This is a genomic window from Arthrobacter sp. Y3223166 (assembly GCF_059090935.1).
The window spans coordinates 19,634-44,852 of record NZ_JBNHGE010000009.1 but is presented as its reverse complement, the minus strand read 5'-3'; the positions used below and the strand labels follow the sequence as shown (position 1 = coordinate 44,852).

General features: G+C 64.7%; 27 protein-coding genes and 1 pseudogene. 15 read left to right on the top strand and 13 right to left on the bottom strand.

Annotation, left to right across the window (positions count from 1 at the left end):
• Window positions 1-16 precede the first annotated feature (16 nt).
• Entirely contained in the window at window positions 17-1,312 is a 1,296-nt protein-coding gene (locus AC5RUH_RS06535) for a thiolase family protein (RefSeq protein WP_494128183.1), read from the top strand.
• Window positions 1,309-3,432, top strand: coding sequence for a 3-hydroxyacyl-CoA dehydrogenase NAD-binding domain-containing protein (locus AC5RUH_RS06530; RefSeq protein WP_494128182.1), 2,124 nt, complete (start codon window positions 1,309-1,311; stop codon window positions 3,430-3,432). Before AC5RUH_RS06535 ends, AC5RUH_RS06530 begins: the two co-directional genes overlap by 4 nt.
• Before the next feature lie 116 nt (window positions 3,433-3,548).
• Here the strand turns inward: AC5RUH_RS06530 and AC5RUH_RS06525 are convergent, their stop codons facing one another.
• Window positions 3,549-4,019 (bottom strand): DUF2975 domain-containing protein, encoded by a 471-nt coding sequence (locus tag AC5RUH_RS06525; protein ID WP_494128181.1) that lies wholly within the window; start codon window positions 4,017-4,019, stop codon window positions 3,549-3,551.
• Between the two features lie 87 nt (window positions 4,020-4,106).
• Between AC5RUH_RS06525 and AC5RUH_RS06520 the strand changes: the two genes are divergently transcribed.
• Window positions 4,107-4,358, top strand: coding sequence for a hypothetical protein (locus AC5RUH_RS06520; protein WP_494128180.1), 252 nt, complete (start codon window positions 4,107-4,109; stop codon window positions 4,356-4,358).
• Between the two features lie 155 nt (window positions 4,359-4,513).
• On the opposite strand, the gene AC5RUH_RS06515 is transcribed toward AC5RUH_RS06520, so the two are convergent.
• Complete coding sequence (locus AC5RUH_RS06515; RefSeq protein ID WP_494128179.1) at window positions 4,514-5,149, bottom strand: DUF2867 domain-containing protein; 636 nt, start codon at window positions 5,147-5,149, stop codon at window positions 4,514-4,516.
• Window positions 5,150-5,282: 133 nt separating this feature from the next.
• A pseudogene (locus AC5RUH_RS06510) lies at window positions 5,283-5,746 on the bottom strand (ASCH domain-containing protein).
• On the opposite strand from AC5RUH_RS06510, the gene AC5RUH_RS06505 reads away from it, so the two are divergent.
• Window positions 5,720-5,872 carry a hypothetical protein gene (locus AC5RUH_RS06505; RefSeq protein WP_494023188.1) on the top strand — a complete coding sequence of 51 codons (153 nt, stop codon included), beginning with the start codon at window positions 5,720-5,722 and terminating at the stop codon, window positions 5,870-5,872. The pseudogene AC5RUH_RS06510 and the gene AC5RUH_RS06505 sit on opposite strands and share 27 nt — an antisense overlap.
• Before the next feature lie 138 nt (window positions 5,873-6,010).
• Here the strand turns inward: AC5RUH_RS06505 and AC5RUH_RS06500 are convergent, their stop codons facing one another.
• On the bottom strand, window positions 6,011-7,243 hold the full coding sequence (locus AC5RUH_RS06500; protein WP_494075993.1) for a saccharopine dehydrogenase family protein: 1,233 nt from the start codon (window positions 7,241-7,243) through the stop codon (window positions 6,011-6,013).
• Between the two features lie 215 nt (window positions 7,244-7,458).
• On the opposite strand from AC5RUH_RS06500, the gene AC5RUH_RS06495 reads away from it, so the two are divergent.
• On the top strand, window positions 7,459-8,109 hold the full coding sequence (locus tag AC5RUH_RS06495) for a hypothetical protein (protein WP_493999549.1): 651 nt from the start codon (window positions 7,459-7,461) through the stop codon (window positions 8,107-8,109).
• 213 nt (window positions 8,110-8,322) lie between these two features.
• Here the strand turns inward: AC5RUH_RS06495 and AC5RUH_RS06490 are convergent, their stop codons facing one another.
• Window positions 8,323-8,604 carry a hypothetical protein gene (locus AC5RUH_RS06490; RefSeq protein WP_493999548.1) on the bottom strand — a complete coding sequence of 94 codons (282 nt, stop codon included), beginning with the start codon at window positions 8,602-8,604 and terminating at the stop codon, window positions 8,323-8,325.
• 157 nt (window positions 8,605-8,761) lie between these two features.
• The gene (locus tag AC5RUH_RS06485) at window positions 8,762-9,514 is read right to left on the bottom strand and encodes an MBL fold metallo-hydrolase (RefSeq protein ID WP_494128178.1); all 753 of its coding nucleotides are present in this window, start codon (window positions 9,512-9,514) and stop codon (window positions 8,762-8,764) included.
• A gap of 214 nt (window positions 9,515-9,728) precedes the next feature.
• Between AC5RUH_RS06485 and AC5RUH_RS06480 the strand changes: the two genes are divergently transcribed.
• Together AC5RUH_RS06480 and AC5RUH_RS06475 are read left to right on the top strand one after the other, a co-directional pair.
• Window positions 9,729-10,259 (top strand): TetR/AcrR family transcriptional regulator, encoded by a 531-nt coding sequence (locus AC5RUH_RS06480; protein WP_494128177.1) that lies wholly within the window; start codon window positions 9,729-9,731, stop codon window positions 10,257-10,259.
• A gap of 51 nt (window positions 10,260-10,310) precedes the next feature.
• Complete coding sequence (locus tag AC5RUH_RS06475; RefSeq protein WP_494109175.1) at window positions 10,311-10,634, top strand: VOC family protein; 324 nt, start codon at window positions 10,311-10,313, stop codon at window positions 10,632-10,634.
• Window positions 10,635-10,840: 206 nt separating this feature from the next.
• Here the strand turns inward: AC5RUH_RS06475 and AC5RUH_RS06470 are convergent, their stop codons facing one another.
• Window positions 10,841-11,527: a response regulator gene (locus AC5RUH_RS06470; RefSeq protein WP_494128176.1), complete on the bottom strand. Its 687-nt coding sequence runs from the start codon at window positions 11,525-11,527 to the stop codon at window positions 10,841-10,843.
• 371 nt (window positions 11,528-11,898) lie between these two features.
• Window positions 11,899-14,397, bottom strand: a complete 2,499-nt coding sequence (locus tag AC5RUH_RS06465) for an ATP-binding protein (RefSeq protein WP_494128175.1) — start codon at window positions 14,395-14,397, stop codon at window positions 11,899-11,901.
• A gap of 349 nt (window positions 14,398-14,746) precedes the next feature.
• On the opposite strand from AC5RUH_RS06465, the gene AC5RUH_RS06460 reads away from it, so the two are divergent.
• The 6 genes from AC5RUH_RS06460 (at window position 14,747) to AC5RUH_RS06435 (ending at window position 20,669) form a co-directional block, all read left to right on the top strand.
• Window positions 14,747-16,561 carry an APC family permease gene (locus AC5RUH_RS06460; RefSeq protein ID WP_494128174.1) on the top strand — a complete coding sequence of 605 codons (1,815 nt, stop codon included), beginning with the start codon at window positions 14,747-14,749 and terminating at the stop codon, window positions 16,559-16,561.
• 193 nt (window positions 16,562-16,754) lie between these two features.
• Window positions 16,755-18,005, top strand: coding sequence for a TrkH family potassium uptake protein (locus AC5RUH_RS06455; RefSeq protein WP_494101752.1), 1,251 nt, complete (start codon window positions 16,755-16,757; stop codon window positions 18,003-18,005).
• Window positions 17,998-18,693, top strand: coding sequence for a potassium channel family protein (locus AC5RUH_RS06450; protein ID WP_493999541.1), 696 nt, complete (start codon window positions 17,998-18,000; stop codon window positions 18,691-18,693). Before AC5RUH_RS06455 ends, AC5RUH_RS06450 begins: the two co-directional genes overlap by 8 nt.
• A gap of 62 nt (window positions 18,694-18,755) precedes the next feature.
• Complete coding sequence (locus AC5RUH_RS06445) at window positions 18,756-18,872, top strand: TetR family transcriptional regulator (protein ID WP_494101747.1); 117 nt, start codon at window positions 18,756-18,758, stop codon at window positions 18,870-18,872.
• Window positions 18,850-19,011: a hypothetical protein gene (locus AC5RUH_RS06440; protein WP_494101748.1), complete on the top strand. Its 162-nt coding sequence runs from the start codon at window positions 18,850-18,852 to the stop codon at window positions 19,009-19,011. The genes AC5RUH_RS06445 and AC5RUH_RS06440 overlap by 23 nt, the downstream gene beginning before the upstream one ends.
• An 806-nt stretch (window positions 19,012-19,817) precedes the next feature.
• Window positions 19,818-20,669 carry an HAD family hydrolase gene (locus AC5RUH_RS06435; protein ID WP_494013847.1) on the top strand — a complete coding sequence of 284 codons (852 nt, stop codon included), beginning with the start codon at window positions 19,818-19,820 and terminating at the stop codon, window positions 20,667-20,669.
• On the opposite strand, the gene AC5RUH_RS06430 is transcribed toward AC5RUH_RS06435, so the two are convergent.
• The 3 genes from AC5RUH_RS06430 to AC5RUH_RS06420 all read right to left on the bottom strand — a co-directional run bounded on the left by AC5RUH_RS06430 (window position 20,666) and on the right by AC5RUH_RS06420 (window position 22,140).
• Window positions 20,666-20,920: a hypothetical protein gene (locus tag AC5RUH_RS06430; protein WP_494101749.1), complete on the bottom strand. Its 255-nt coding sequence runs from the start codon at window positions 20,918-20,920 to the stop codon at window positions 20,666-20,668. The two genes, AC5RUH_RS06435 and AC5RUH_RS06430, sit on opposite strands and share 4 nt — an antisense overlap.
• 45 nt (window positions 20,921-20,965) lie before the next feature.
• Entirely contained in the window at window positions 20,966-21,268 is a 303-nt protein-coding gene (locus AC5RUH_RS06425) for a hypothetical protein (protein WP_494101750.1), read from the bottom strand.
• A gap of 80 nt (window positions 21,269-21,348) precedes the next feature.
• A complete protein-coding gene (locus AC5RUH_RS06420; RefSeq protein ID WP_494013846.1) occupies window positions 21,349-22,140 on the bottom strand; it encodes a ZIP family metal transporter in 792 nt (263 codons plus the stop codon).
• A gap of 289 nt (window positions 22,141-22,429) precedes the next feature.
• Between AC5RUH_RS06420 and AC5RUH_RS06415 the strand changes: the two genes are divergently transcribed.
• Together AC5RUH_RS06415 and AC5RUH_RS06410 are read left to right on the top strand one after the other, a co-directional pair.
• Window positions 22,430-22,873, top strand: a complete 444-nt coding sequence (locus AC5RUH_RS06415; RefSeq protein WP_494050027.1) for a QcrA and Rieske domain-containing protein — start codon at window positions 22,430-22,432, stop codon at window positions 22,871-22,873.
• A gap of 76 nt (window positions 22,874-22,949) precedes the next feature.
• The gene (locus AC5RUH_RS06410) at window positions 22,950-23,390 is read left to right on the top strand and encodes a Rieske (2Fe-2S) protein (protein WP_494050028.1); all 441 of its coding nucleotides are present in this window, start codon (window positions 22,950-22,952) and stop codon (window positions 23,388-23,390) included.
• A 30-nt stretch (window positions 23,391-23,420) separates the two neighbouring features.
• On the opposite strand, the gene AC5RUH_RS06405 is transcribed toward AC5RUH_RS06410, so the two are convergent.
• Together AC5RUH_RS06405 and AC5RUH_RS06400 are read right to left on the bottom strand one after the other, a co-directional pair.
• Entirely contained in the window at window positions 23,421-24,104 is a 684-nt protein-coding gene (locus AC5RUH_RS06405) for a hypothetical protein (RefSeq protein ID WP_494128173.1), read from the bottom strand.
• 29 nt (window positions 24,105-24,133) lie between these two features.
• Window positions 24,134-25,108: an aldo/keto reductase gene (locus AC5RUH_RS06400; protein WP_493999531.1), complete on the bottom strand. Its 975-nt coding sequence runs from the start codon at window positions 25,106-25,108 to the stop codon at window positions 24,134-24,136.
• Window positions 25,109-25,219: the final 111 nt, after the last annotated feature.

Here is a 25,219-nt window from a genome sequence, read left to right as displayed (position 1 = left end):
CTCATGGAGGTATCAGGTGAGCCCCACGTCCCCGCCCCGCGCCCTGCGCGATGTCGTCTTCGTCGACGGCGTGCGCACCCCGTTCGGGAAGGCGGGTGAGAAGGGGATCCACGCCGGCACCCGGGCCGACGACCTGGTGGTCAAGTGCATCCGGGAACTCCTGCGCCGCAATCCGACGCTGCCGCCCGGCCGCATCGACGACGTGGCCATTGCCGCCACCACGCAAACCGGCGACCAGGGCCTGACCATCGGCCGCACCGCCGCGCTTCTTGCCGGCTTGCCCCGTTCCGTCCCCGGCTTCGCCATTGACCGGATGTGCGCCGGCGCCATGACCGCCGTGACGACGACGGCCGGCGGCATCGCCTTCGGCGCGTACGACGTGGTGGTGGCCGGCGGCGTGGAACACATGGGCAACCATCCGATGGGCCAGGGGGCGGATCCGAATCCGCGGTTCGCCAGCGAGCGCCTGGTGGACCCTGCGGCGCTGAACATGGGCAACACCGCCGAAAACCTGCACGACCGCTTCCCCGCAATCACCAGGGAACGCGCGGACGCCTATGCCGCGGCCAGCCAGGCCAAGTTAGCCGCGGCCTACCGGAACGGCAGCATCCAGCCCGACCTGGTGCCGGTGGCCGGCCGCAAACCGGGCGAAGGCTGGTCGTTGCACAGTGCGGACGAACCCCCGCGGCCGGACACCACCGTGGAAGACCTGGCCGGGCTGCGGACCCCGTTCCGCCCGCACGGCCGGGTCACCGCCGGCAATGCCGCCGGCCTCAACGACGGCGCCACGGTCTCGCTGCTGGCCTCTGCGGAGGCCGCCGGCGAGCTTGGCCTGCCGGTGAAGATGCGCCTGGTCTCCTACGCCTTCGCCGGCGTCGAGCCCGAGGTCATGGGCATCGGGCCCGTCCCGGCCACCGAGAAGGCCCTGAAGATGGCGGGACTGGACATCGCGGACATCGGCTTGTTCGAAATCAACGAGGCCTTCGCCGTACAGGTGCTGTCCTTTTTGGACTACTACGGAATTGCCGATGACGATCCCCGCGTCAACCGCTACGGCGGGGCCATCGCCGTCGGCCATCCCCTGGCCGCCTCCGGCGTGCGTCTCATGACCCAGCTGGCCCGCCAGTTCGCGGACGACCCGTCGGTGCGCTACGGACTGACCACGATGTGCATCGGACTGGGCATGGGGGGAACGGTGATCTGGGAAAACCCGCACCATGCAGATTATTCGGGCAGCACCGCCGATGCGGCCGCCGCAATTGTCGGAACCGCCGCCCCCGCGGCAGCACAGGCACGAGAGGACCACGCATGAACGCCGAGTACACGGCCCTGGCCGCGAAGTTCCCGGACGAGACCGTCACCCATTCCTACGTGCAGGATGTGGAACTACCCGGTGCCGGCACCCTGGCGCTGCTAACCCTGGACAACGACCTGGACCACCGTAAGCCGACCACCCTGGGCCCCAACAGCCTGGTGGAACTCGGCACGGCACTCGAAGGGCTCAAGGCGCGGGCCGCGGCGGGCAGGATCTCCGCCGTCGCCATCACCGGCAAGCCGTACTACCTGGTGGCCGGGGCCGACTTGAGCGCCGTGGGCAGGCTCACCGGCCCCGAAGACGGACGGACCATGGCCAGGCTGGGCCACGATGCCTATGCCACGCTCGCCTCCCTGGGCGTCCCGACGTTCGCCTTCATCAACGGAGCGGCGATGGGCGGCGGGCTGGAAATCGCGCTCGCCGCCGACTACCGCACCATCTCCACCGGCGCCGGCGCCATCTCGCTGCCAGAAGCCTTCTTGGGCCTGATCCCCGGCTGGGGCGGGGTCTACCGGCTCCCGCGGCTGATCGGCCCGGCGAATGCCGTCAAGGTCATGGTCGAGAACCCACTGAGCAACAACAAGGCGCTCGACGGCGCGGCCGCCTACCGGCTGGGCATCGCCGACGTCCTCTTCGAACCGGCCGATTGCCTGGAGCAGTCGCTGGCCTGGGCCACGCGAATCCTCACCGACGACGACGCCCGCCGGCTGGTCGCGGACCGCCGCGCCGAGACCTCCGCGGCCACCGACGCGGACTGGGACAAGGCCATCGCGGCCGGTCGGAAGTTCGTGGAGGCCAAGACGTCCAACGCCGCGCCGGCACCGGCCAAGGTGCTGGACGTCCTGGACGCCGGCCGGGGCAAGAGCCAGCAGGAATCAGCCGACCTTGAAGTCGAGGCGCTGGCGGAATTGATGCAGACCCCGCATTTCCGCGACACGGTATACGCCTTCCTGGAGCTGGTGCAGAAGCGTTCCAAGCGGCCGGCCGGCGCACCGGACCCCAAGCTCGCCCGGCCTGTCACCAAGGTGGGCGTGGTCGGCGCCGGCCTGATGGCCAGCCAACTGGCCTTGCTGTTCGCCCGCCAGCTGAAGGTTCCGGTGGTCATGACGGACATCGACCAGGCCCGGGTGGACAAGGGCGTGGAGTACGTCCACGCCGAAGTGGACAAGCTGCTGGCCAAGCAGCGCATTTCGGCCGACGCTGCCAACCGCACCAAGGCCCTGGTCACCGGCTCGGCCTCCAAGGAAGCGTTCTCGGACGCCGACTTTGTGATTGAGGCCGTGTTCGAAGAACTGGCCGTCAAGAAGCAGGTCTTCGCCGAGGTCGAGGCGGTGGTCTCCGAGGACTGCATCCTCGCCACCAACACCTCATCGCTGTCGGTCACGGAGATGGCAGCGGACCTGCTGCATCCCGAACGCGTGGTCGGCTTTCACTTCTTCAACCCCGTGGCCGTCATGCCCCTGCTGGAAATCGTCCGGGCGCCGAAGACCAGCGACGAAGTGCTCTCCACCGCCTTTGTCCTGGGCAAGGCGCTCAAGAAGACCACCGTGCTGGTCCAGGATGCGGCCGCCTTCGTGGTGAACCGCGTGCTGCTGCGGCTGATGGGGGAAGTGGCCAACGCCTTCGACGAGGGCACGCCCGCCGACATTGCCGACAACGCGCTCCGGCCCATGGGCCTGCCGATGACCCCGTTCACCCTGCTGGCCATGGTCGGCATCCCGGTGGCCCAGCATGTCACCGAGTCGCTGAATGCGGCCTTCGGCGACCGCTTCCGGGTCTCCGCCAACCAGCAGCGGCTCATCGACCACGGCATCACGTCCCTCTGGATCACCGACGACGACGGCCGGCAGGTGATTCCCGAGTCGACCCTGGCGCTGCTGGAGTTCGGAGACTCCCCCAGCAGCTCCGAGCAGCTGCTGCGGCGTACCCAGGACGCCCTCGCCGAGGAGATCGGGCTCATGCTGGAAGAAGGCGTGGTGGCCGCGCCGGAAGACATCGACCTGTGCATGATCATGGGTGCGGGCTGGCCGCTGCATTTGGGCGGCATCACCCCTTACCTGGACCGGGTAGGCGCCTCCGAACGGGTCAACGGCCGAAAGTTTTACCCGGAGCGGTAACCGCAGCCGCCGGAGCCGGGCACCGCCGTCGTACCGATCCTTCAGGACGACGGCGGTGCCGGCTCACCGGAGGAAAAGACGTCGTTACCCGGGAGCGCAGGCCCGGGGCATTCCAGTCACGCGACAGCACGTTCGTGGACGTCGTTTCCCATTAGAAACCCCAGTGCCTTGGCTCTCACACTGAACGCAGCGGGCACAAGGGCGAGAGAGACCAGCAGTCCGAACAACATCGGTGGTCCGCCGACGTTTGCGACGCTTCCAGCGTGGACAAAAACGCCTGCAAAGATCAGCGACATGAAGCATAGCGAAGCCGCCATGACGGTGGCCCATCGCTTTGACCGATTGGTCGACACGTTGCCCGCCACCGCGGCCGAAAGCAGCTGCCAGGACGCCAGCAAGGCCACCTCGAAACCGCCGATGGCAATCACGATTGCCGTGACGTACGGGGGCGCCAGGTACGCAACCTCGGGGTAGGCGCCGGCGTACTCTGCGGCGACCTGCGGAACAATCAGCAGCTGAGCCAGCAGTGCCCCAACAGCAAGGGCTCCGAGGATGATGCGGAAGGGTGTGGCTCGCTGACTGATCATAGGGCAATCATCACCGACGTGGACTGAATGGCGGAAGCGCTAGGCGCAAGTGAACAGGCATAATGCGAGTAAATGAAAGGTGAGGCCATGGCGGCAGTCGTTACCCCAGAGCGGCGACCTACTGCCGGACCAATAGCGGCGACGGTTGTGCTTTTGGTTTCGCTGGTCCTCTTTTTCGTCACCGACAACGCGCTGGTGGTTGTCGCCGTAGCCGGTGCCGTGGTGTTCTCACTATTCGGACTACAGATGTCCAAGTGGTACTGGATCCCGTCTACCCTCGGCGCATTGCTGCTGCTCTTGCTGCTTGCGCTCATGATTCCCCTGTGGACTGGAGGCTAAATGGTCGAGGTTGGGAACCCCAAACAGGGTTTACAACCCTACGTCCCTGCCTCCGCGAACGCCGATAGCAGAACAATCGCCTAAATGCAGTTGTGCGCTCGTGAATGTTCCGGTTGAGAATTCTGTATCGATACACCTGCCTGGCATTTAGACGGTCATCGGCTTGGGAAGTTCTTCAGAAAACCCGGGGGATGCACCAGTGCTGCAGTGATCATGCGGCGCATGATGAAGTTGTGAAAAGGCCAAATCAAGTTGAAGTAGAGCCGCCCCGTCCAACGGCGGTAATGGACGACGGTAGTGATCTGGAAATTGTTCTTGGGTTCGGTTCCGGTCGGCTCGACCTCGACGATGAGGTGCGCGATTAGATGAGTGTCCTCGGCGGTGAGCACCAGGTAGGTGTCTTCCTTGCTTGCGGAAACCGTGAAGAAGGCGAGTCTGCCACCGGGGCGGAGGCTAATCTCTGCCGGGCGAGGTGCGCGGTTCGTACGGCCGGATGGGTGTTCGAGCCGCATGACGCGGGCCAGCACACCACGAGCCACGAACAGCGCCTTTAGCCAGATCGGTTGCCACGACAGGATGTTGCTGATGCCCTCACGTAAAGACAGCGATGTTTTGGCGCTCACCCTGTCTAGGTGGTCTGCTGACCTCGAGTAGCGTTGAAGTTCCGGGTGCATGAGTTCGCCTTTCTTCGGGGCCCGCCGCTGCGCGTACTGCCAGGCAAAGTACCAGATCTGCCTCGGGGAAGGCGGCAGGTAGAACGCCAACCGGATGTTATGACGTCGGATACTCATGACGAAGCTTCTGGATCTCGCGTCTGGCAAAGAAGCCGAAAAAGACAGCTGAAACGCCGGCCGCGATCCCGTTCTATCAGGGCTCATTACTGTCCCATTTGGGGAATCCCCTACGAGCCAACGTGCGGCTGACTTATTGCGCCGAATCTGCATATTGAGGTGGCCAAACCACCTTGAATCGTTCGAAGACGATCTCGTCGGTTTCTGCCCATTGACGCCCTTGGGCTGCTGATACGCGAGTCCAGTAGCGGCGGTGCTCACGCTGCCAACTGTCTAGGCTCAAATCGTCCTCGCCTTCGTCGCGGGCGAAAGCAGCATCAGCACTTTTGAAAGAACGAATGCGCAGTTCAAGTGCGAATGATGATGCTCGGAGTGCCGTTCCCATCACAGGCAATCCAGTGTGACCCCGATCCGGGGCACCTGGTCACCTCGCGCTATGAAGTCCGCAACGGGCTCCGCCGTCGCGCGTTTGTTTCCGCTGAGGACATGAGCGAGAAGTTCATCAGCTAACCGCTGCGTATCACCGAAGTGTTCAATTGTGTATTCCGGGGCCGCAGCTACCGTCTCCGGGTGAGCAGCACAGTATGCCTGCCACATCCGAATGCCTGCGTCATGGTCGGCTGGGCCAACACCTGGCTGCTCAAGGGCTCCACGACCTGGAGCAGAGTGCTGGTCTGGACTAAGCGCGTGAAGGTGCGCGCCGGGGCGGCCCAGGGTAGTTGAAAGCCGATTTGGAAGCATCGCTGGTCGCGATCTTTAGATGACCCTGGCATACTCCCTCGGCGAAATCCCATCGCGCCGCTAGTCGGACTGGTCCAGTCAATGATTGCCCCGTTATCAGGGGACCTGCAGGATCTGGGTTCAGGCGAGTTTGGTTACCTGGTAAGTGTGGCCGGCCGCACGGAGTCGCTGCATGAGCACGTTGCCGAGTGCAGTGGCCGGTGTTAGCGACCCTTTCGCAGTCGGCAGCCGGTCACCGTCGAGGGCAAGAGCGAGTGCAGTCTCCCCTGCCATCACGGCCGTGGCGGCATAGCCGGGATCGCCGGGGCCAGCGGCAATCGCCTGGTATCGGTGCCCGTTCTCGGTGCGGGCGGTTACCTGGGAGTGGAACCAGCCCGCGCGCTGCGTGCGGGTGCTCGGACCCGAACCTGGTGCCGGAAGACAGCGGTCGAGCACTCCCCGGGTCGGCGGAAACGCCATCGCGCCCGTGAATGCCCTGAGCCCGAGTGCCATTGCCCTGGCGATGACCGCTCCTGCCGGTCCGCGGGCTACCCCCATCACCTCGCCGTACTGAAGGGAGCGGCCGTAGGCCCAACCCTGCAATGCGTTGCTGCGGCGCACTATCCGAGTGTTGACCGCGGCCATGATGAAAGGCGCGGTCCAGGTGCCGTCATCGGAACGGCGAACAGGACCGGCGTCAGGAGGCTGTTGTGTCGTCGGCTCCCCTGTGCGGTCGGGGCTCAGAGCGTAGGGGTCCGCGGCTAATGACCGCAGGGCGGTGCTCGATCGCATCGTGTCGAGCTGCCCGCGCATCGACTCGAGCGTGCCTCCGCTGATGCCACCCTTGGCCGTAGCGACGAGTTGAACCTCGACCAAACCGCCAGCGCCATCGGCTTCTGCTGCCTGATGAAGCAGCAATACAGCGAGGTCGGACGGCACGGAGTCGTAGCCGCAGGAGTGCACGATCCGGGCCCCGCTCGTCATGGCCAGAGCGTCGTAGCGATCGATCGCCTCCCGGACGAAGGACACCTCACCCGCGAGGTCGGCGTAGTGGGTACCGGCCCCTGCGCAGGCGTCGACGACAGGTAATCCGTGTTTCGTGTATGGACCGACGGTTGTGAGGAGCACGCGCGTGCCCGCGGCCAGGGCAGCGATCGAGTCCGCGTCCTCCGAGTCGGCTTCGATGAGGGCCCATCCGTGCGCCGCGACCGGCAACTGCGACCGAACCGCCTCGAGTTTGGACCTCGACCGGCCCGCGAGTCCGACTCGCATGCCGGCCGGTGCATGCTCCGCGACGTAGCCGGCGATCAGTCGGCCAACGAAACCCGTCGCTCCGTAGAGAACGAGGTCATGTTCCCGGGATGAGTTGTCCATAACTGCAGCCTTTCACAGCGGCAACTCCAAGCTGACACACGGCTCCTTGCTTTGATCCTCGGGTATCGTGAGTGGTCCTGATTGGGAGACTGGCTCGCGTTCCGCGTGTTTGCCAGTTAGGGTACACCCAACCTGACGTCAGGTGAGTGCCGGTGGCGACGTCGATTTTACGCAACGGCGTGCGGCGGGGCCGGCCGGAGCCGTACGGTAGCCGGATGGAACGCTTTACAGGGTTCATCGCGGGTCTGGGCACCAGCGCGGGACGCCGGCTGGTGGTCGGGCACTGGATGGACTCGCCGCTCGGCGCCTTCACGGACGTCATGACCGAGGACCGCGACGGGCTGCGGACGCTGCTGGCCCCCAACCGGGCGGTCGCCGACTATGTGTCCGCGACCTACCGCTTCGATGAGGTGGTGGTGGCGCCGCTGGACGCCAGCCTGAGCCCCGCCGGGGAGCGGAGCGCGGAACCGGGGAACGAACCCGGGACCGCCGTACTGGTCCTCCGCGTTTCCGGCGGCCCGCTGGAACTGCGCGCCGACCTGGGCCCCGTGACAGCGCTGGGCTGGATGCTGCAACTGGTCCCCGTCCGAATCGCCGTCCACCCGGCGTGGCTGACAGCCGTGAACCGCGCCGCGGGGATCCTGCTCCCGGGGGTGGCCACCGCCGGCTCCGCCGGAGGCGGACGTCGGGAGTACTATGGCGTGCGCTCCATCCGTAGCGTTGAGCGCGCCGTGGCGAGCTGGAACGGGGCCGGCCTCGGGCCCCTCGCGCCGGTGGATCCGCCCGTGCGCTTCGGATTCAGTCCCTTCCCCCGCACCCCGCAGGCCGTGGCCGTCACGACGACGGTCCTCCCCACCCGCCGCTGAGGCGGGGCCGTTGGCTTAACGGGGTTAGTGGCGTTCGTTCCGGAGGCAACAAGACCTTCGCTTCTCAAGGTCGGGAGTTGCCCGCCCGCCAGTCGCATCAGCCGGTCACCCATTGCAACAAAAATGAGCTAGAGCTTATGCACGCGCGTGATGAGTCAGAAGCGATTATTTAGGCTCCACTCGGAGTAACGGGGGCCTCGTGGCTGAGTTCGGCTAGCGGTCTTTCCCCAGTGACTTCGTCCGCGCCCTCAGCATCAACCAAATTGCAGCACTCATGGCAAGAAAGAAAACGGCAAGCGGAACCACAACTACCGTCACGTAGAAACCGCCGAGCAGTGCGGAGATGACAGCTTGCAGGCTGAAAAGCGCGGCTCCTATTGCCGAAGCGATCATGATCCGTTTCCATTTTCCGGCATCGCGGTTGCTGAGCTGGGAAGCCTTGAAATCTTGGCTTGCCGCAGACTCGAATAACTGCGCTATTGACAGGCCCGGCACGCCGTCGTTTGAAGGTTTTCAGAGGCTTCCTGCATCTTGACTCCCTATGTCGCCGCCCAAAGTTGGCGGAGTCAAGATCGCAGTGCTTCATTCCAGCGACTTGGAGTTCACCGGTGGCTATAGTCTCTGTGAGGCCGGAAGGGGCTGCCTCGCGGAATCAGACCTCAAGGATCCGTGGCACCCCGGGGGTGAGCCATTCAAGGCGGTCAGTCAGGCCTGCTTCCGCAAATGAAGCCGCGATCTCATCTTCCGTTTCAGTGAAGTGTTCCCAAGAGGAGAAATGGATCGGCACTACGGCGTCGGCGGCGAGGACGGCAGTAAACTTGGCTGCGCTCGAACTGTCCATACTGACCATCTGGTCCCCAAGTATGGCGAACTTCGCCGCGCCAAGGTGCAGCACTGCTACTCCGATCGAGAATAGGTCGCCGATTTGGTCAAGGTCGCTTTCATAGGTGGTATCGCCGGAGATGTAAAGGACCTTTTCTTCCCCCGGAATCCGGAGGATGAATCCAATGACGTCACCAACGGGGCCATGATGGGCAGGCGTCGCTGTAATGATCACGGATTTCTCTCCCACGGCGACCGTGTGACTGGCCCAAGGCGCCACACCAACTGCTTGGCCACCCAGCCGTCCCGCCCCGCTCTGGGTGGTCAAGACGGGTTTCCCCTCCAGCAACCTCCTGCCGGCGTCATCTAGATTGTCCGGGTGTTCGTCGTGACTGAGCAGCACGGCATCAATTGGTGGAAGTTCGCTAGCGGACATGGCCGGTTTGTTAGTGCTCCGCAGGACCAGGGGCCCGAACTTGTACTCAGTAGGGGCGGGGTTGAACACCGGATCTGTGAGGAACGTGAGGCCGCCGAATTCGACAAGCATCGTTGCGGTGCCGATATGCGTCAGGGTTGTCTGCATGGGGTCGTCCTTCGAATCTTGAGTATCAACGGGCCGACTTTTGGCAGCCCCGCGCAGGTCTACCAATGGCGGAAATCCGGGGGGCTATACGCGAGCCGGTAAGAATACGAACGATCGTACACTATGATTTTCTTGGAGAAGAGAGGTAAATATGGATGGCAGAGCGGCCAGAGGTCTGAAATCGCGACAAACTGTTTTAGAGGAAGCTGTGAACATGGCCTCGGTTGAGGGGCTTGCGGGCCTTTCGATCGGCGGCCTGGCATCTCGTTCGACTCTGAGCAAGAGTGGAGTAGCTGCCCTCTTCGGTTCTAAAGAGCAACTGCAAATCGCGACGGTTGAGGCAGCGAGACAAGTTTTCATCGCGGCGGTCGTAGCTCCCGCCGTCAACGCCGCACCCGGGCTCGAAAGACTTCGCGCCCTTCTTGACGCTTGGCTTTCCTACAGCCGCAATAGGGTCTTTGTCGGCGGATGTTTCTTTGCGGCCGCCAGCACGGAGTTCGATTCCAAATCTGGTCCGGTGAGGGAAGCGGTGGCGGAGGCGGTTCGTGAATGGCGCTCCTTGCTGGCCTCGGAAATCCAGGCTGCGGCCGACATCGGGGAACTCCTTGAAGTAGACGTGAATCAACTGGTGTTCGAGACGACGGCATTTCTTGAGGCGGCCAATGCGCGTTCGCTCCTCACCGGTTCGGCTGAGCCGTACACCGCGGCAAAACGTGCGCTGATCCGGATCTATGGGGAATGGTAATCACCGCCGCGACCCGTCCGCCCCAGCCCGAGGATGGCCGGCGGCGTGCCCTTGGGCACGAAGACATTGAGAACCCCGGAGGCCATTTCGGAAGTCTGGCGAACTGCACTGGGCTACAAGATGCAGGAAGACGGAACCCTGACCGATCCCTATGGCAGGGGTCCGGCCATCTGGTTTCAGGAGTCCCAGAGCCCGAATGTGAATCGTTTTCACCTGGACATCACTGTCCCCTTCAGCGAAAGCGCCTCGAATCTGGATGCTCTGGTATCCGTTGGTGCAACACTCGATGATGAACATGCGCCCGTGTGGGTAGTGGCCACTGATGCCCAAGGGAACCGGCTGTGCATCAGTACCGAAGCCGGACGCGGCGACTAGCCGGGACAAAATTTCGCTCGACGCCACTCTGGTTGCGGCTCGGTCGGAGTGGCCGCACCGCTGAGTATAAAACAGGGTTGAGCGCGGGTTCCGGCGGCATCCTTCACGTTCACGGTTCGACAAATAGGGCTGCCCGATCAGGGGGCAAAGGGCCTCTGGTCATAAAACCTAAGAGGGGCGGACGGTCTCGAGACGGCACAGCCGTTTCAAGGGGGCGCCCCTGGTTCAAAGCGGTAGCCCATCCCTGCTTCGGTGAGGAGATAGCGCGGTCTGGACGAGTCAGGTTCAAGCTTGCGTCTGAGCTGAGCGATGTAGACGCGCAGATACTGGGTTTCCTTTAGATAAGCGGGCCCCCACACGTGGGTCAGGATCTGCTGCTGCGATACGAGCCGGCCGGGGTTTCTGGCCAAAATTTCCAGGATGTTCCACTCGTTCGGGGTCAGCCGGACCGCCTGTCCGTCCCGAACAACCCGCTTGTCGCTAAGGTTGATCTCAAAGTCAGCGGTGCCAATCGACGCGCCTTGGAGACTGCTGTCGTTCCGCCGGTCTGCGGCACGAAGCCGGGCTAAGAGTTCATTCAGGTCGAAGGGCTTGGTGACATAGTCGTCAGCACCCGCATCCAGGGCCTCAACCTTGTCGTCTGAGGCATGCCGAGCGGACAGCACGATGATGGGTATATCCGTCCACCCGCGTAGGCCGCGGATCACGTCCACCCCATCCATGTCAGGCAACCCCAGATCCAGGATCACCAAGTCGATAGGCTCTTTGGCTGCTTCCGTCAGCGCTTCGCTTCCGGTAGCTGCAATGTAGGTACGGTAGCCTCTCGCCCGGAGGTTAATCTGCATCGCACGCAGGATCTGTGGCTCGTCGTCGACGATCAAGACGTTGGTCATGCCTGTCCCGTCTCCTCCTCGCACGCCACCGGAAGCCGACCGTCGCCCGTCGGTTGAGCTCTATTGTGTCTCCTGGGTCCGCGGACAGGCACCTCCTCACCACCAATTGCTGCCCTTCTTCATGCGCACCAGAGAACGGATCAGCAGCACCAGCACGGTGCCGCCGGCGGCCAGAACCGGCAGAATCTCCCACCAAAGGTCCGCGTCCATGCGTATTCCAACTTTCGGTGTAGAAGGCCCGGCTGGCCCTCCCAAAGCCCAGCAAAACCCAAGACCGGACCCCGGGCGCCGTTCTTAACGGTTTCTTCACGCGGACGGCCCAAATCTTAACGCGTCTCCTACGCCGGACAGCGGCCTTCCGCGAATGTACTTCAGGCCCGCGCTGAGAGCGGCATCGTGATGACGATGGTCAGCCCTCCACCTGGGGTTTCCTCGGCGTCCAGATGCCCGTCCATAACTTCGGTAAAGCCCTTCGCGACAGCCAGTCCCAAGCCGACCCCGGTCCCCGCCGGCGTGTCGTCGAGGCGCTGGAATGGCTGGAACATATTGATCAGCTCAGTGGCCGGGATGCCGCGGCCATGGTCGATGATGCGCAGTTGGCCGGCAGGTTTCCCGTTCACCGAGGTTTTGCCCGTACCGGTGACCGCAGTGATGAAGATATCGGACCCGCCGGCGTACTTCACGGCGTTTTCAACGACATTGGCAATCACGCGTTCCAGCATGCCCGGATCAGCGTTAACCGGGGGCAGGCTGTCCGGCAAGTCCACCCGCACGGCTTCCTCGGGAATTCCGCGTAGGGCGTCTGCGACGGCGTCGGCCCAGTAGACGGGCCGGATCAAAGGCGTGACCGAGTCCGCCGTCAGTCTCGACATGTCCAATAAATTTCCTACCAGCAGGCCCAGGCGGTCGGCGTAGTCCTCGATGGTAGCCAGTAGCTCGGCCTCGTCCTCCGGGTCGAATTCCACGGCGTCTTGGCGCAAGCTGCTGACGGCCAGTTTGATCCCTGCCAGCGGCGTGCGCAGGTCGTGCGAGACCGCACGCAGGATCGAGGTGCGCATCTGGTTGCCTTCGGATAGCCGCAGGATGTCGCGGCGGCTGGCCCGGAGCTGGTCCCGTTGCAGGAGGGCCATGAGGTGGGCGCCGAAGGCAGTGAGCAGGTGCCGTTCCTGCTGGCTGAGGGGGCGGCCGGAGAGCGCCAGGGCATGCGATGGGTCAAGTTGCTCGACGTTCTCATTGCCGTTCAGGTCTTCATCGACTCTGCCGGTGCTGGCCACCAGCTGCCATGCCCGGGTTTTGCCTTGGCGTTCATCCCGCGCATACAACGCGGCACCGCTGCTTTGGAAGTGTTCGCGGATCCGGTCCAAAAATTCGCCGATGGTGTAGTGGACGGCAAGGGTGCTGCGGCTCAGCTCCGCCAGAGCCGCAGCTTCGGCCCCGGCTGCGGCTGCCGCCCGGCTGCGTTTTGCCGAGAGCCCAACGACGAGCGAAACCGCGATCGCGACGGCCAGGAAGATCAGCAGGGCCAGAACATTCTCAGGATCGCTGATGCCCATGGTGCCGATGGGGTGCAGAGCGGAAAAATTCACGATCGCACTGCTGAGCACTGCCGCCGCCACGGCCGGCCAGAGCCCGCCGACCAGCGCTACGGCGATGGTCCCGGTCAGCTGCACGAGCATATCGGTGGCGAAGTGGCTGTGCGGCCAGAGACTAAGTCCCGCCTGGAGGATGAACGGCAGCAGCAACGCCATAGCGGCGCCGGCCATCATCCGGCCTCTGCCCAGCGATGACGGGCCCGTCCTGACGGAACTGGCCGCACCTTTGCGTCCGTGACCGACCAGATGAACGTCGACGTCCCCTGCAAGGCGCAGAAGGCGCTGGCCGACGCTGCGGCGCAACCGCAGCTTCCGTCCGGGGGCGCCGACGACGATCTGTGTTGCATCGGTCCTGCGCGCGAAAGCAACGAGCGCCTGGGCAGGATCATCGCCTCCGATCGAGTGGTACGTTCCCCCCAGCCCCAACACAAGAACACGCTGGGCGTCCAGTTCCCCCGGTGATTCCCGGGAGCTTACCGAGGAGCGCACATGCACGGCGTGCAACTCGGCGCCAAGCTTGCCGGCGAGCATTCGGAACGCCCGTCGCACGAGCAACTGCCCTCCCGGCCCGCCGGAAAGGCCGACGACGATCCGCTCCCGAGTGTTCCAGACCGCCTCGATCCCCTTGCGCGCCCGGTAATCACTCAGGCCCTCCTCCACGCGGTCCGCCAGCCACAGCAGGGCCAGCTCCCGCAATGCCGTCAGGTTCCCCAAGCGGAAATATCCCGCCAGGGCCGCATCCACGTTTTCCGCCGGAACCACCTTGCCTGCTGCCACCCGGTCAAGGAGCAGTCCGGGATCCACATCCACAAGTTCAATCTGTCCGGCACCACGGACAAAGGCGTCCGGCACCGTCTCGTCAGGCCGGACGCCGGTAATGGCTTCAACCACGTCACCCAACGACTCCAGTCGCGCAATCTCAAGGGTCGCCATGACATTGATGCCTGCGTCGAGCAGGCCATCGACGTCCTCCCATACCAGCCTGCGCCCACCGTTCACTCCGTGGGCCTGAGCCAGGTCATCCACAAGCACCGTTTCCGGAGCACGGGACAAAACGGCGTGCAGGTCCAGCTCCTGAACGCCCTCCGGGCCGGCATCCGAAACTGCTTCCATGTCCGCGAACAGGGCAGCCGTTTCCGGCCGGCCCCGGTGCAGGGCCGCGCCGATGACCACATCGGCGCCATCTCCGGTCAGCCGCAGCCCTTCGGTCAGCATCGCGTAAGTGGTCCCGGCGCCCGGCGCCGCGCCAAGAAAAATCCGCAGTATTCCTCTGCCCATAAAGACCATTCTCACCGCCTCTGCAAGCCGAGGGCCTCCCCGCCCCGCTCACCTGCCCCGCCCAGCTACCCGGACATTTTGATGATTTCTTAACGCCGTCGGCTGCTGTTTTTCGCTCTCTGGCCGCCTCTGCCGGAGTAGTGTGATCAATCGCGTCAGGAACCGTATAAGAGAGAAGACGACTGTGGGTGCGTCTACCCAGTACTTCATTCCGGAGAGCGTGCCCCGCCCTACCGGCCGTCAAAAGCCGTCCCATGGCGTGGCCCGTTGGCTTACCGCCCACGTTGTTCAACCCGTCGGACCGGCAAGCCCGGGAACCAATGACATTCAGCAGCCCTGGTGGAAGGTCATGTGCCTGACGGGTGTGGACTACTTCTCCACCCTGTCATACCTGCCGGCCATCGCGGCGCTGGCCGCCGGCGCCTTCTCGCCGCTCGCGACACTGCTGATCGTCATTCTGACCTTGGGCGGAATGCTGCCCATGTACCGCCGGGTGGCGCAGACCAGCCCGCATGGCCAGGGGTCGGTGGCCATGCTGGAGCATCTGCTGCCCTTCTGGCGTGGGAAAGTTTTTGTCCTCATCCTTTTGGGCTTCGTGGCAACCTCCTGGATCATCACGATCACGCTCTCCTCGGCGGACGCCACGGTACATCTGCTGGAGAACCCCCACACTCCCGCGTTCCTCCACGGCCACGCCGTACCGGTGACCATCGTGCTGCTGCTCATCCTCGGCGGAGTCTTCCTGCTCGGCTTCACCGAGGCGGTCGCAGTCGCGGTCCCGCTGGTGGCAATCTTCCTCGTCCTCAACGCAGCCATCATCGGCACCAGTCTGCTCGACATCCTGACCACGCCAGGCCTCGTCGCGGACTGGACAGATCTCCTCACCACGACGCCGGGGGGCTTAGGCGGGATGGTTCTTCCCGCCCTGCTGGCCTTTCCGCTCCTGGTCCTGGGGCTCTCCGGTTTCGAAACCGGCGTCAGCATGATGCCTCTCGTCGCAGCGAAAGGCCGGACTCCCGAGGAGCGGCTCGCCTCCCGGATCCGCAATACCCGCAAGCTGCTCACAGCCGCGGCCCTGATCATGAGCGTGTACCTGCTGGGCAGCAGTGTCGTCACCACCTTGCTGATCCCCGCCGATGCCTTCGCCGAGGGCGGCGAGGCCAACGGCCGTGCGCTGGCCTATCTCGCGCATGAGCGCTTCGGCGAAGGATTCGGCACCGTCTACGACCTGGCCAGCATCCTCATCCTGTGGTTCGCCGGCGCCTCGGCCATGGCCGGGCTGATCAACATCGTGCCCCGCTACCTGCCCTCCTACGGCATGGCCCCGGAATGGAGCCGCGCGGTCCGCCCGGTGGTCCTGGTCTACACCGGCGTGAGCATCATCATCACCATCGCGTTCAGGGCCGATGTGAACGCCCAAGCCGGGGCCTATGCCACCGGCATCCTGGCCATGATGGTCTCTGCCTCGGCGGCCGTCGCAATTGCCACGTACCGGAATCGGCGCCGGTCCGCTGCCGCCGCGTTCACCGGGCTGACGCTGGTGCTGGTCTACGCCCTGACAGCCAACATCCTCGCAAAACCCGAAGGGTTGGCAATTTCGCTCTTGTTCATCGCCGGCATCGTGGTCATCTCCCTGGTTTCCCGGGTCTCCCGAACCACCGAGCTGCGCGCAGACCGCATAGTGTTCGACGACGAAGCCCGCCGCTTCATCCGCGAGTCCCTGGAATTCGATGGACGGCTGGACCTGATTGCGCACAAACCCCCGGCCACCGGTATCGCGGAATACTCCAGCAAGGAAGTCCTTCAACGCGGCATAAACCCAGTCCCCGGCAGCGCCGACGTCATCTTCCTCGAAGTAGAAATCAAAGACCCCTCCGGCTTCAGCGACACCCTCCACGTCCACGGAGTTGAGATCGGCGGGTACAGGATTCTGCGCGCTCAGAGCCCCGCCGCGCCCAACGCGCTGGCCGCCGTCCTGCTGGCACTACGCGATGCGACCGGTGTCATGCCGCAGGCCTACTTTGAATGGTCCGAGGGCAATCCGCTGACCCATCTGATGCGCTACCTGCTCCTCGGCCAAGGTGACACTGCCCCCGTGGTCCGGGAAATCATCCGCCAGAACGAACCCGACCCGCAGCGCCGTCCCCGGATTCACGTTGGCTGAACCGCGACGTCCCTTGCCCGAGAAGGCATCCTCCGCCCGTCGCATCGGCGCAGCCTTCCGCCGGACCAGCGACTTACGAAAGTTTCAGGCTCCCACGGGTGCCGTCCTCCTGCAACGAGTACGCCCGCGGCATCCGTCCCGGGTGATAGTCCTTGGCTTTATCGCAGCGATCTTGGCCGGCACGGCCATTCTGATGCTGCCGATGTCGAAGCAGGGCCCTGGCGGTGCCACCTTCCTGGAGGCGCTGTTCACGGCGACGTCCTCGGTGTGCGTGACCGGGCTGATCATCGTTGATACTTCCGTCTACTGGAGCCCATTCGGGCAAGCGGTGATCATGGTCCTCATCCAGCTCGGCGGGTTCGGCGTAATGTCCTTCGGAGCTCTGCTGGGTGTGCTGATGGCAGGACGGCTTGGACTTCGCTCCCGCATCTCCGCGGCCGCCGAAACCAAAAGCACCGGGTTTGGCGACGTGCGGCGCGTGCTGTTCGGCGTCCTGAGGATCAGCCTCATTACCGAAGCCGTGCTGGCGTTGGTCCTTACGGCACGCTTCATGACCGGATACGGACACTCTGCCGGGGAAGCCCTCTGGCTGGGAGTCTTCCACTCCGTTTCCTCCTTCAACAACGCCGGCTTCGCCCTGTTCTCAGACAACCTGATGGGCTTCGTCGCGGACCCATGGATCTGCCTGCCGATCGCCAGCGCGGTGATCATCGGCGGGCTTGGCTTCCCGGTGCTGTTCGAGCTCGGCCGGCACTACCGGCGTCCGATCCACTGGTCCATGAACACCAAACTCGTGCTGGCCGGCACGGCCGTGCTGCTGGGGGCAGGTACCGTCTTCATCACCGCGGTGGAGTGGACCAACCGGGCGACGCTCGGCTCGCTGGACCCCGCCGCACGGGTGCTGGCCGGGTTCTTCCAGTCCGTCATCACCCGCACCGCTGGATTCAACAGTATCGAGATTGGCCAGATGAACCCGGTGTCTTGGCTAGGCATGGACATACTGATGTTCATCGGCGGCGGCCCTGCAGGCACCGCCGGTGGCCTGAAGATCACTACTTTCGCAGTGCTCTACTTCATCCTCTACACAGAAATCCGCGGCGGCGCCGCCGTAAACATCTTCGGCAAGCGACTGTCCCGTTCTGTACACCGCCAAGCCATGACCGTTGTGCTGCTGGCCATCGCCTTGGTAGTCACAGCCACCATGGCCCTGATGTTCCTCTCCGACGCGGGCATGGAAAAACTGCTCTTCGAAGCTATCTCCGCCTTCGCCACCGTCGGCCTTTCCACCGGCATCACTGCCTCGCTGCCACCTGCCGGACAGTCGATTTTGATCATCCTCATGTTCGTCGGCCGTCTGGGACCGGTCACGCTGGCCTCCGCGCTGGCGCTTCGCGCGCGACCGATCCTGTACGAGTTCCCGAAAGAAAGGCCGCTCATTGGCTAGAATCCCCTTCCCCTCACGCTCCTTCGACCGGATCGCCGAGGCGGGGTCCGTCGTTGTTATCGGCCTCGGCCGTTTTGGCGGAGCATTGGCGCTGGAGCTCGAGTCCCTGGGCACCCAGGTCCTGGGCATCGACGCCGACGAAGAGACCGTTCAGTCCTTCAACGGGCTGCTGACCCACGTAGTCCGTGCCGACTCCACCAAAGACGAGGTGCTGCGACAGCTCTCTGTACACGAGTTCGACCGCGCTGTGGTGGGCATCGGAACAGACGTGGAAGCCAGCATTCTCACCACCTCGCGGCTCCTCAAGTTCGCCAGGCCCGCGATTTGGGCCAAAGCCATCAGTGAGCCGCACGCCGAGATCCTCGAACAGTTGGGCGTGCACCACGTGATCCGGCCCGAGCACGACATGGGCCGCCGGGTGGCGCACTTGGTCCGCGGGGCAATGCTGGACTACGTCGAATTCGAAGATAACTTCGTCATGATCCGAACCATCCCGCCCGGGCTAGCCCAGGACCGTCCGCTGGGCCTGCTGCAGCTGCGCTCAAAGTTCGACATCACAGTAGTCGCTGTCAAGCGCAAGGGTGGGCAGTGGGAGCACACCACCCAACAAACTGTGCTCTACGACGACGATCAAATAATAGTCCAAGGGACAAAAGACAAGGCTGAGGCCTTCAGCACCTTGGTTTGATCAGCGCTCAGGGCAGTACAGAGCTTCATTCCAGAAGCGGGGATACGAGCGGTTCAGCAGGGGTGGCCGAGGCCGCCGGCGTTAACAAGACGACGATCTACCGGTGGTGGAAGTCCAAGGCAGAACTCCTGGGCGCTGCCTTCATTGATGCCCCCGATGCTGACCCTCGCCGTCCCTGAAACCGAGACCCTCCGAGTCGACCTGCAGGTTTTGGCCGACCGGATTGCGGCACTGCTGACCGTGCCTCCCGCCTCCAACGTCGTGGTCGCCGTCCTGTCCGCGGCCGTCGTGAACGAGGACCTGGCCGCCCGGATTTAGGGCTTCTTCACGGTCGGCTGGTTAACGAGGCACAGGTCTTCGACAAGGCAAAGGCCCGCGGAGAGCTCAATCCCGAGGCCGATCTCCATGCTGCTCATGGACATGATCGCGGGCGGCCTCTGGACCGGGGCCGTACTGCGCCAGTTTCCGCTGAATGCAGGGTTACGCACCAAGTAGTCAACGCCGCACTTCAGGGCGTGCACCCGGCCAATGAACCCCGTCAGGCATGCAGGGACGGAGCGCAAGCAATTCCCGCGAAGTGATCGAAAGAGGCGCTGAGTTCAATCAGCTGGACTACATTCAGCTGTCGGGCCTCCACCCGTTGAGCCGATAACAGCGCTTACGTCTGAGGTTTATCAGGGAAAGGCATCCATGTTCAACGTCCAGCGGAGTTCCAAAGGTCGTCAAAGACGGCTCGGAACAGTGCAACGACAAGCCCGGCAGCGCCGATCCAAGACTCCGGCGACCTGCAGTCGGTATGACTTGTTGCGGCGGTCTTGGTCCAAGGACATGAACGTCTCCTCTCGTTGGGGAAGACCAATCCAAGGCTTGCCAAGGCGAGGGGCGCCGCGGATGCTCCCGCACTTCGCCACCCCTCCACAGGGAGTCCACACCGACTGCCTGGTATAGATGCAACGGCACGTCTGAGAGTGAACAACTCGTCCACAGAAAGCGCCCCCGCGAGTCCTACCCTCCGGGAAGTCGTTCTGAAGTCGCTTTACCAATCCCCTGTCTGTAGCGTTAAGAACCATGTTTAGCTTAGGATTCCGCGGCAGCGGCGATCATGGTCAAGACAACGAGGCACGATGAGTGGTGTTGCTCGAAGCGCTGAGCCTTGGTCCTCGATCCCGAGCGGGTTTCACGACGTGCGTCTGGTGGTCTCCGATATGGATGGCACCCTGCTGGACGGGGACGGTAACGTTCCTGCCGGGTTCTGGCCGTTGCTGGAGCGGATGCGTGCCCGTGGCATCACATTTGTACCCGCCAGCGGCAGGCAATACGCCACTTTGGCCCGCATGTTCCCCAGTGCACCAGCAGGTGCCACCTTCATCGCCGAGAACGGCTCCCTTGTTGTCCGTGACGGCGCAGTACTCTCCGCCACCTACATGGACGAGCCCACTGTCACGCACGTCATTCACGCGGTTCGCCATGCAACGGAAACCGCGAACAGCCTCGGCCTGGTCGTATGCGGCCGCCGCAGTGCCTACATCGAGCGACGCGATGCTGGATTCATCCGGGAGGCGGAAACCTACTACGCCGAACTCACCACGGTCGAGGATCTCACCACTGTCACCGATGACATCCTCAAGCTCGCGATCTACGACTCCACCGACGTTGAGTCCAGCGCGAGAAGCATCGTCGCTCCACTGGCATCCAGCCACCAGATGGCCGTCTCCGGTAAGCAGTGGATCGACATCATGGCCCCGGGCACCAATAAAGGACGAGCCGTGCAGGAACTGCAACGGACCTTGGGCGTGAATGCCGCTCAAACCGTCGTGTTCGGCGACTTCCTGAACGACCTCGAAATGTTCGACCGCGCCGACCTGTCGTTCGCCATGGACAACGCCCATCCGATCCTGCGTTCCCGCGCCCGTTACACCGCGCCAACGAATGAGGAACATGGCGTCGTAACCGCCCTATCCCACTTGCTCAGCTAGGGGCCTTGCCGCGCGAAAATCAGTGGAAGCGGCGAAACCGGGTCATCACTGCCTAAGGGCGCGGACACCACCGCGTCCCCTGCGCCGACGTGCGGTTCCATGGAACCGCTCTGGATCACGCTGGTATGCCAGCCGAACAGCGCAGGCAGCAGGCCGATCAGCACCAGGCTCAGGGCGATGCCCAGATACAACCGCGAGAGCGTGGACGCGATGTACAGCAGCCAGCCGTCGCGGGAGAAGAGAGGACGCAAGGCGCTGCCGGGCAGCCGGCGGGTCACGGAACTGACGGAACCGGCTTACGGCTGCGTGGGCGATTCATCCGACTGCAGCTCCCAGACCAGGTCGACATGGACCCGGGCGCCCTGCAGGGCGTTGATCTCGACCTGCGACATGCCGGTGGTATCGAAGCGCCAGGTTCCGCGGTAGGTGCGGTTTTCGCCCGGCTCGCCAGCGGTCTGCCAGGGGGAACCGCCGGTGGCGAAGTCACGGTTGGTGGCCGCGAGCGAGGCCAGCGACCGTTCCGGTATATCGTTCGCGCTGGGCGTGAACCGGGCGCAGTTGTTGAACGAGCCGCCGGTGCCCATCTCCAGATCGAACAAACCTTGCGGACTAACTCGGAACCCCAGATAACGGCGCGGGTCGATGCGGGGGCACGGAGGGTCGTTAGCGGCGCCGGTTCTCACGCGAGGGACAGCAGGAACGAGAGCACGAACCCGGCCGCGGTGCTCAGGGCGACCGCCGGTCCGCCGTGTTCGTATGCCTCCGGCATCAGGGTGTCGGCCAGTGCGGCGATCACCGCGCCGGCCGCGAAGGCCAATGGCAGCGAGATCGTCTCGGGGTCGGTACCGGACAGCGGCCCGGCACCGACCACGACGGCGATGACCAGCAGCACTGAGCACACACCCCACAGTCCGATGATGGCGGGCCTGGACATGCCCTGGCTGCGCATCGAGGCTGCCCCGACCAGGGCCTCGGGCAGGTTGGAGACGAAGATCGCGGCCAGGAGCGCCAGCCCGCCAGTCCCCTCCCCCAGGGAGACGCCCAGCGCCAGGTTCTCCGGTATGCCGTCGAGCGTAGCGGCGGCCAGCAGGGCCAGACCGGCCGCACCCCGGGTGGATGCCGGCCCCGGCGCACGCCCGGTGGCGGCGGCGTCGGTATCGAGCTTGGGGCTGCCCCGGTACTCGTCCGCCGCAACCGGGTTCGACCCGGCCTGCGCCCAGCGGTCAAGCAGCGCGCTCAACGTCGTGAACACCACCGCGCCGACAAACAGGCCCACCGCTGCGCGCCAGATGCCGCCGCGCTGGTAGGCGTCCTCGAAGAGTTCGAAAGTCAGGGCGGTGACCAGGGCGCCCGCTGCGAAGGACAGGATGATCGCCAGGACGCGTTTGGGCAGTTCGAAACGCACACCGATAAATCCACCCAGCATCAGGGCGCTGGAAGTCACGATGCCGAACAGCAGCGACATAGCCACACCGTCATTATGGGTGGTTGCAGGATTGGGGGACAACCGCAGAATGAAGCCCTGAACCCCTCGCGGTCGTTCCGACGTCCACACGCTCATCCGATCCTCCTGTTCCGTCCTAGGACAGACGCCGGACACAGCCAGACCGGATTGCATCCGGCCAGGCTTTGGCAACGGTGGCCATGTACTGCAGGTTCCTGCGCGAAAACCCTTTCATGAGCCGGCTGAACCAACCCATGGGCCCGGACGTCTACCCTTTGCGAAAGGCACCCATACCGCTCAGGGGGAAGGTCAGCGCATGAAGCCCGATGCCGGTCCCTCGCGACGCTCGGTCATGGCCGCCTCCGCAACGGCCTGCTCGGCGTGTGTACTGGCTGCCTGTGCGCCGGCGGGGAACGGCGGCGGCGAGGCCGGCGGAAAACCTGCCCCGGCCACCTCCGGAGGCGCTGCTGTACAGGTCCTGAAGCTCGCAGACGTGCCGGTTGGCGGCAGCGCCAATGGCGAAGCGGGCGGGCAGGAAATCCTCATCCACCGCGCCGACGAGACTACCGTCCTGGCCTACAGCGCAGTCTGCACGCACCAAGGGTGCACCGTGGCGCCGGCGGGTGAGGAGTTCCGTTGCCCCTGCCACGGCTCGGTCTTCAGCGCCGGCGACGGCTCGGTGCTCGACGGACCGGCATCGGCACCGCTGCCGCGCTTTGCAGCGGCCATTGACAGCGAACGGATCACCGTCGTCGCTTGATCGCTTACGCGCTGGGCCCTGCGCGGTCGGCAGTCGGTTTGGAAATTTACCGGCACCGTCCGGGAGAATAGCGGACATGAGTTCGTCCCTGCCTTCGCGCCGCGCCATCCTGACCGCCACGACCGCCGTCGGTTCGGTGGGCGCGCTCACCGCATGTTCCCCGCTCCAGGACTACACAGGGGCACAAGGTGCCTCCGCTTCCCCGATTGCCAGCGACGGCACGCCGGTCCGGGTCGGGAAGCTCAGCGACGTGCCGGTTGGCGGCAGCGCCAGCGGCGAGGCAGGCGGGGAGAAGATCCTCATCCACCGCCCAGATGAAACTACCGTCCTGGCCTACAGCGCCGTTTGTACGCACCAGGGATGCGGCGTGACCCCGACGAAGGCCGAATTCGTGTGCCCTTGCCATAACTCGACCTTCGCGCTCGCCGACGGCACGGTAACCGGCGGTCCGGCACCCGCTCCCCTGCCGCGTTTCGCGGCGGCCATCGACGGCGAGTGGATCACCGTCACCGTCTGAAACCGTCTGGAAGCCCTCGGGGCAGGCGTCCTAGTCGGCCCCAGCCGGCCGGTCACCGTATCCGGTGTCCAGGAAGTCAATCAGTGCCCGGTCGAGGCCGGCGGTTGCCGCCCTCCGATCCGGCGCGAGGAAGGACTCGGCTCCTCGCCAGTCGCTCTTGACCACACGGCCGCCCGACGCCCAGTGAACGCCGACCAGCTCCGCCCCGGTATCCGGCCGATAGTCCGTCGGGGTGGGAAAGCCGCCGCCGGGCGCCGTCGTTCGAGCGTTTAGGACAACGTCGTAGCGGTCGCACGAGGGCCGGCTGCCGTCCGGCAGCACCACCGTCTCGGTGCCGGCCAGCGATACCCGCGCCCATGCCCCGTTGTCGGGTTCGGCCGGCGCGGCGTCGTCCAGCCGGAAGTACTCCACGGCCTGGGCGCCGGAGTCGAGCATTTCCGCCAACAGCAGGTACTCCCCGTAGCTGGGAAGGCTCGTGTCGGTCAGCCCGAAGTCTTCCCGGCGGGCGATTGCCTCGGGGCGGCCCGGCCCCTGCCGGTAAGAAGAGGACTCCCACCGCCGCGTCCCGGGCTCGAACCGGATGACGGATTCCGCGCGGTACCCCTCCGGCCCGCTCCCGAAAGCCATCCGCGTGGTGAGGACGTGATCCGCCCACCGGCGGTAGAGGCAGCCTTGCTTGGCGCCCTCAACGTAAAAGGCTTCCCAACGTTCCATCGGCTCCCGCCGCGGCCCCCTCGGAGGTCTCAGAACAGGGCCACTTTCGGCACCGCGGGGAAGATGCCTTCCAGCTCGGCCAGGTCCTCGGCGGTCGGGTGCCAGCCCGCTGACTGGGCGTTCTGCCGGATCTGTTCCGGCTTCGTGGCACCGGCGATGACCGACGCGACTGCGGGACGGGTGGCAAGCCAGGAAAAGGCCACCTCGATTTCCGTTAGTCCGCGGTCGGCGGCGAAGCGGGAGAAGGCGCCCAACTGCTCCCAGTCGGCGTCCTTGAGCAAGTTGGTGCGCGAGTGTGTCAGCCGGCTGCCTTCCGGCGCCTTGCCGTTCTTGTACTTGCCCGTGAGCAGGCCGTTGGCCAGCGGGAAGTACGGCAGCAGGCCCAGCCCGTAGGCCTCGGCAGCAGGGGCGACTTCCAGCTCTGCCCGGCGGTCCAGCAGGTTGTAGTGGTTCTGGCTGGAAATGAACGGGGTGTAGCCGCCCATCCGCGCCGTGAATTCCGCCTCGGCAATCTGCCAGCCGGCCCGGTTGGAGTGGCCGATGTAGCGGACCTTGCCGGCGCGGACCAGGTCGTCCAGCGCGGACAGGGTCTCCTCGACCGGAGTCAACGGGTCGGGCGTGTGGAACTGGTAGAGGTCAATCCAATCGGTGCCCAGCCGCCGCAACGACGCCTCGGCCGCCCTGACAATGTACCGCCGCGAGCCGCGGGCGCCGAAGTCTTCGCCGTTGGCGCCCCGCATGTCCATGCCGAACTTCGTAGCCACCACCACGTCGTCGCGCCGCGATCCCAGCGCCCTGCCCAGGAACTCCTCGCTCAGCCCCGGAGTCTTCCCGTAGCTGTCGGCGACGTCGAAAAAGGTCACGCCGGCGTCGAGTGCGGCCTTGACCACCGCGTCCGTGCCTTCCTGCGTTTCCGTCGGGGTGTTGGACCGGCCAAGATTGTTGCAGCCGAGTCCCACCGTCGAGACGGTGAGGCCGGATTTGCCGAGACGCCGGTATTCCATCGCTACATCCTTGTCACTGGGGGTTTTGCCGTTCGCCTCGCATCCTATCCCGGCTCCGGCCCCCGTCCCGGACGCGCAAGTGAGTTCGGACACGTCACGCAGGGGGCCGCG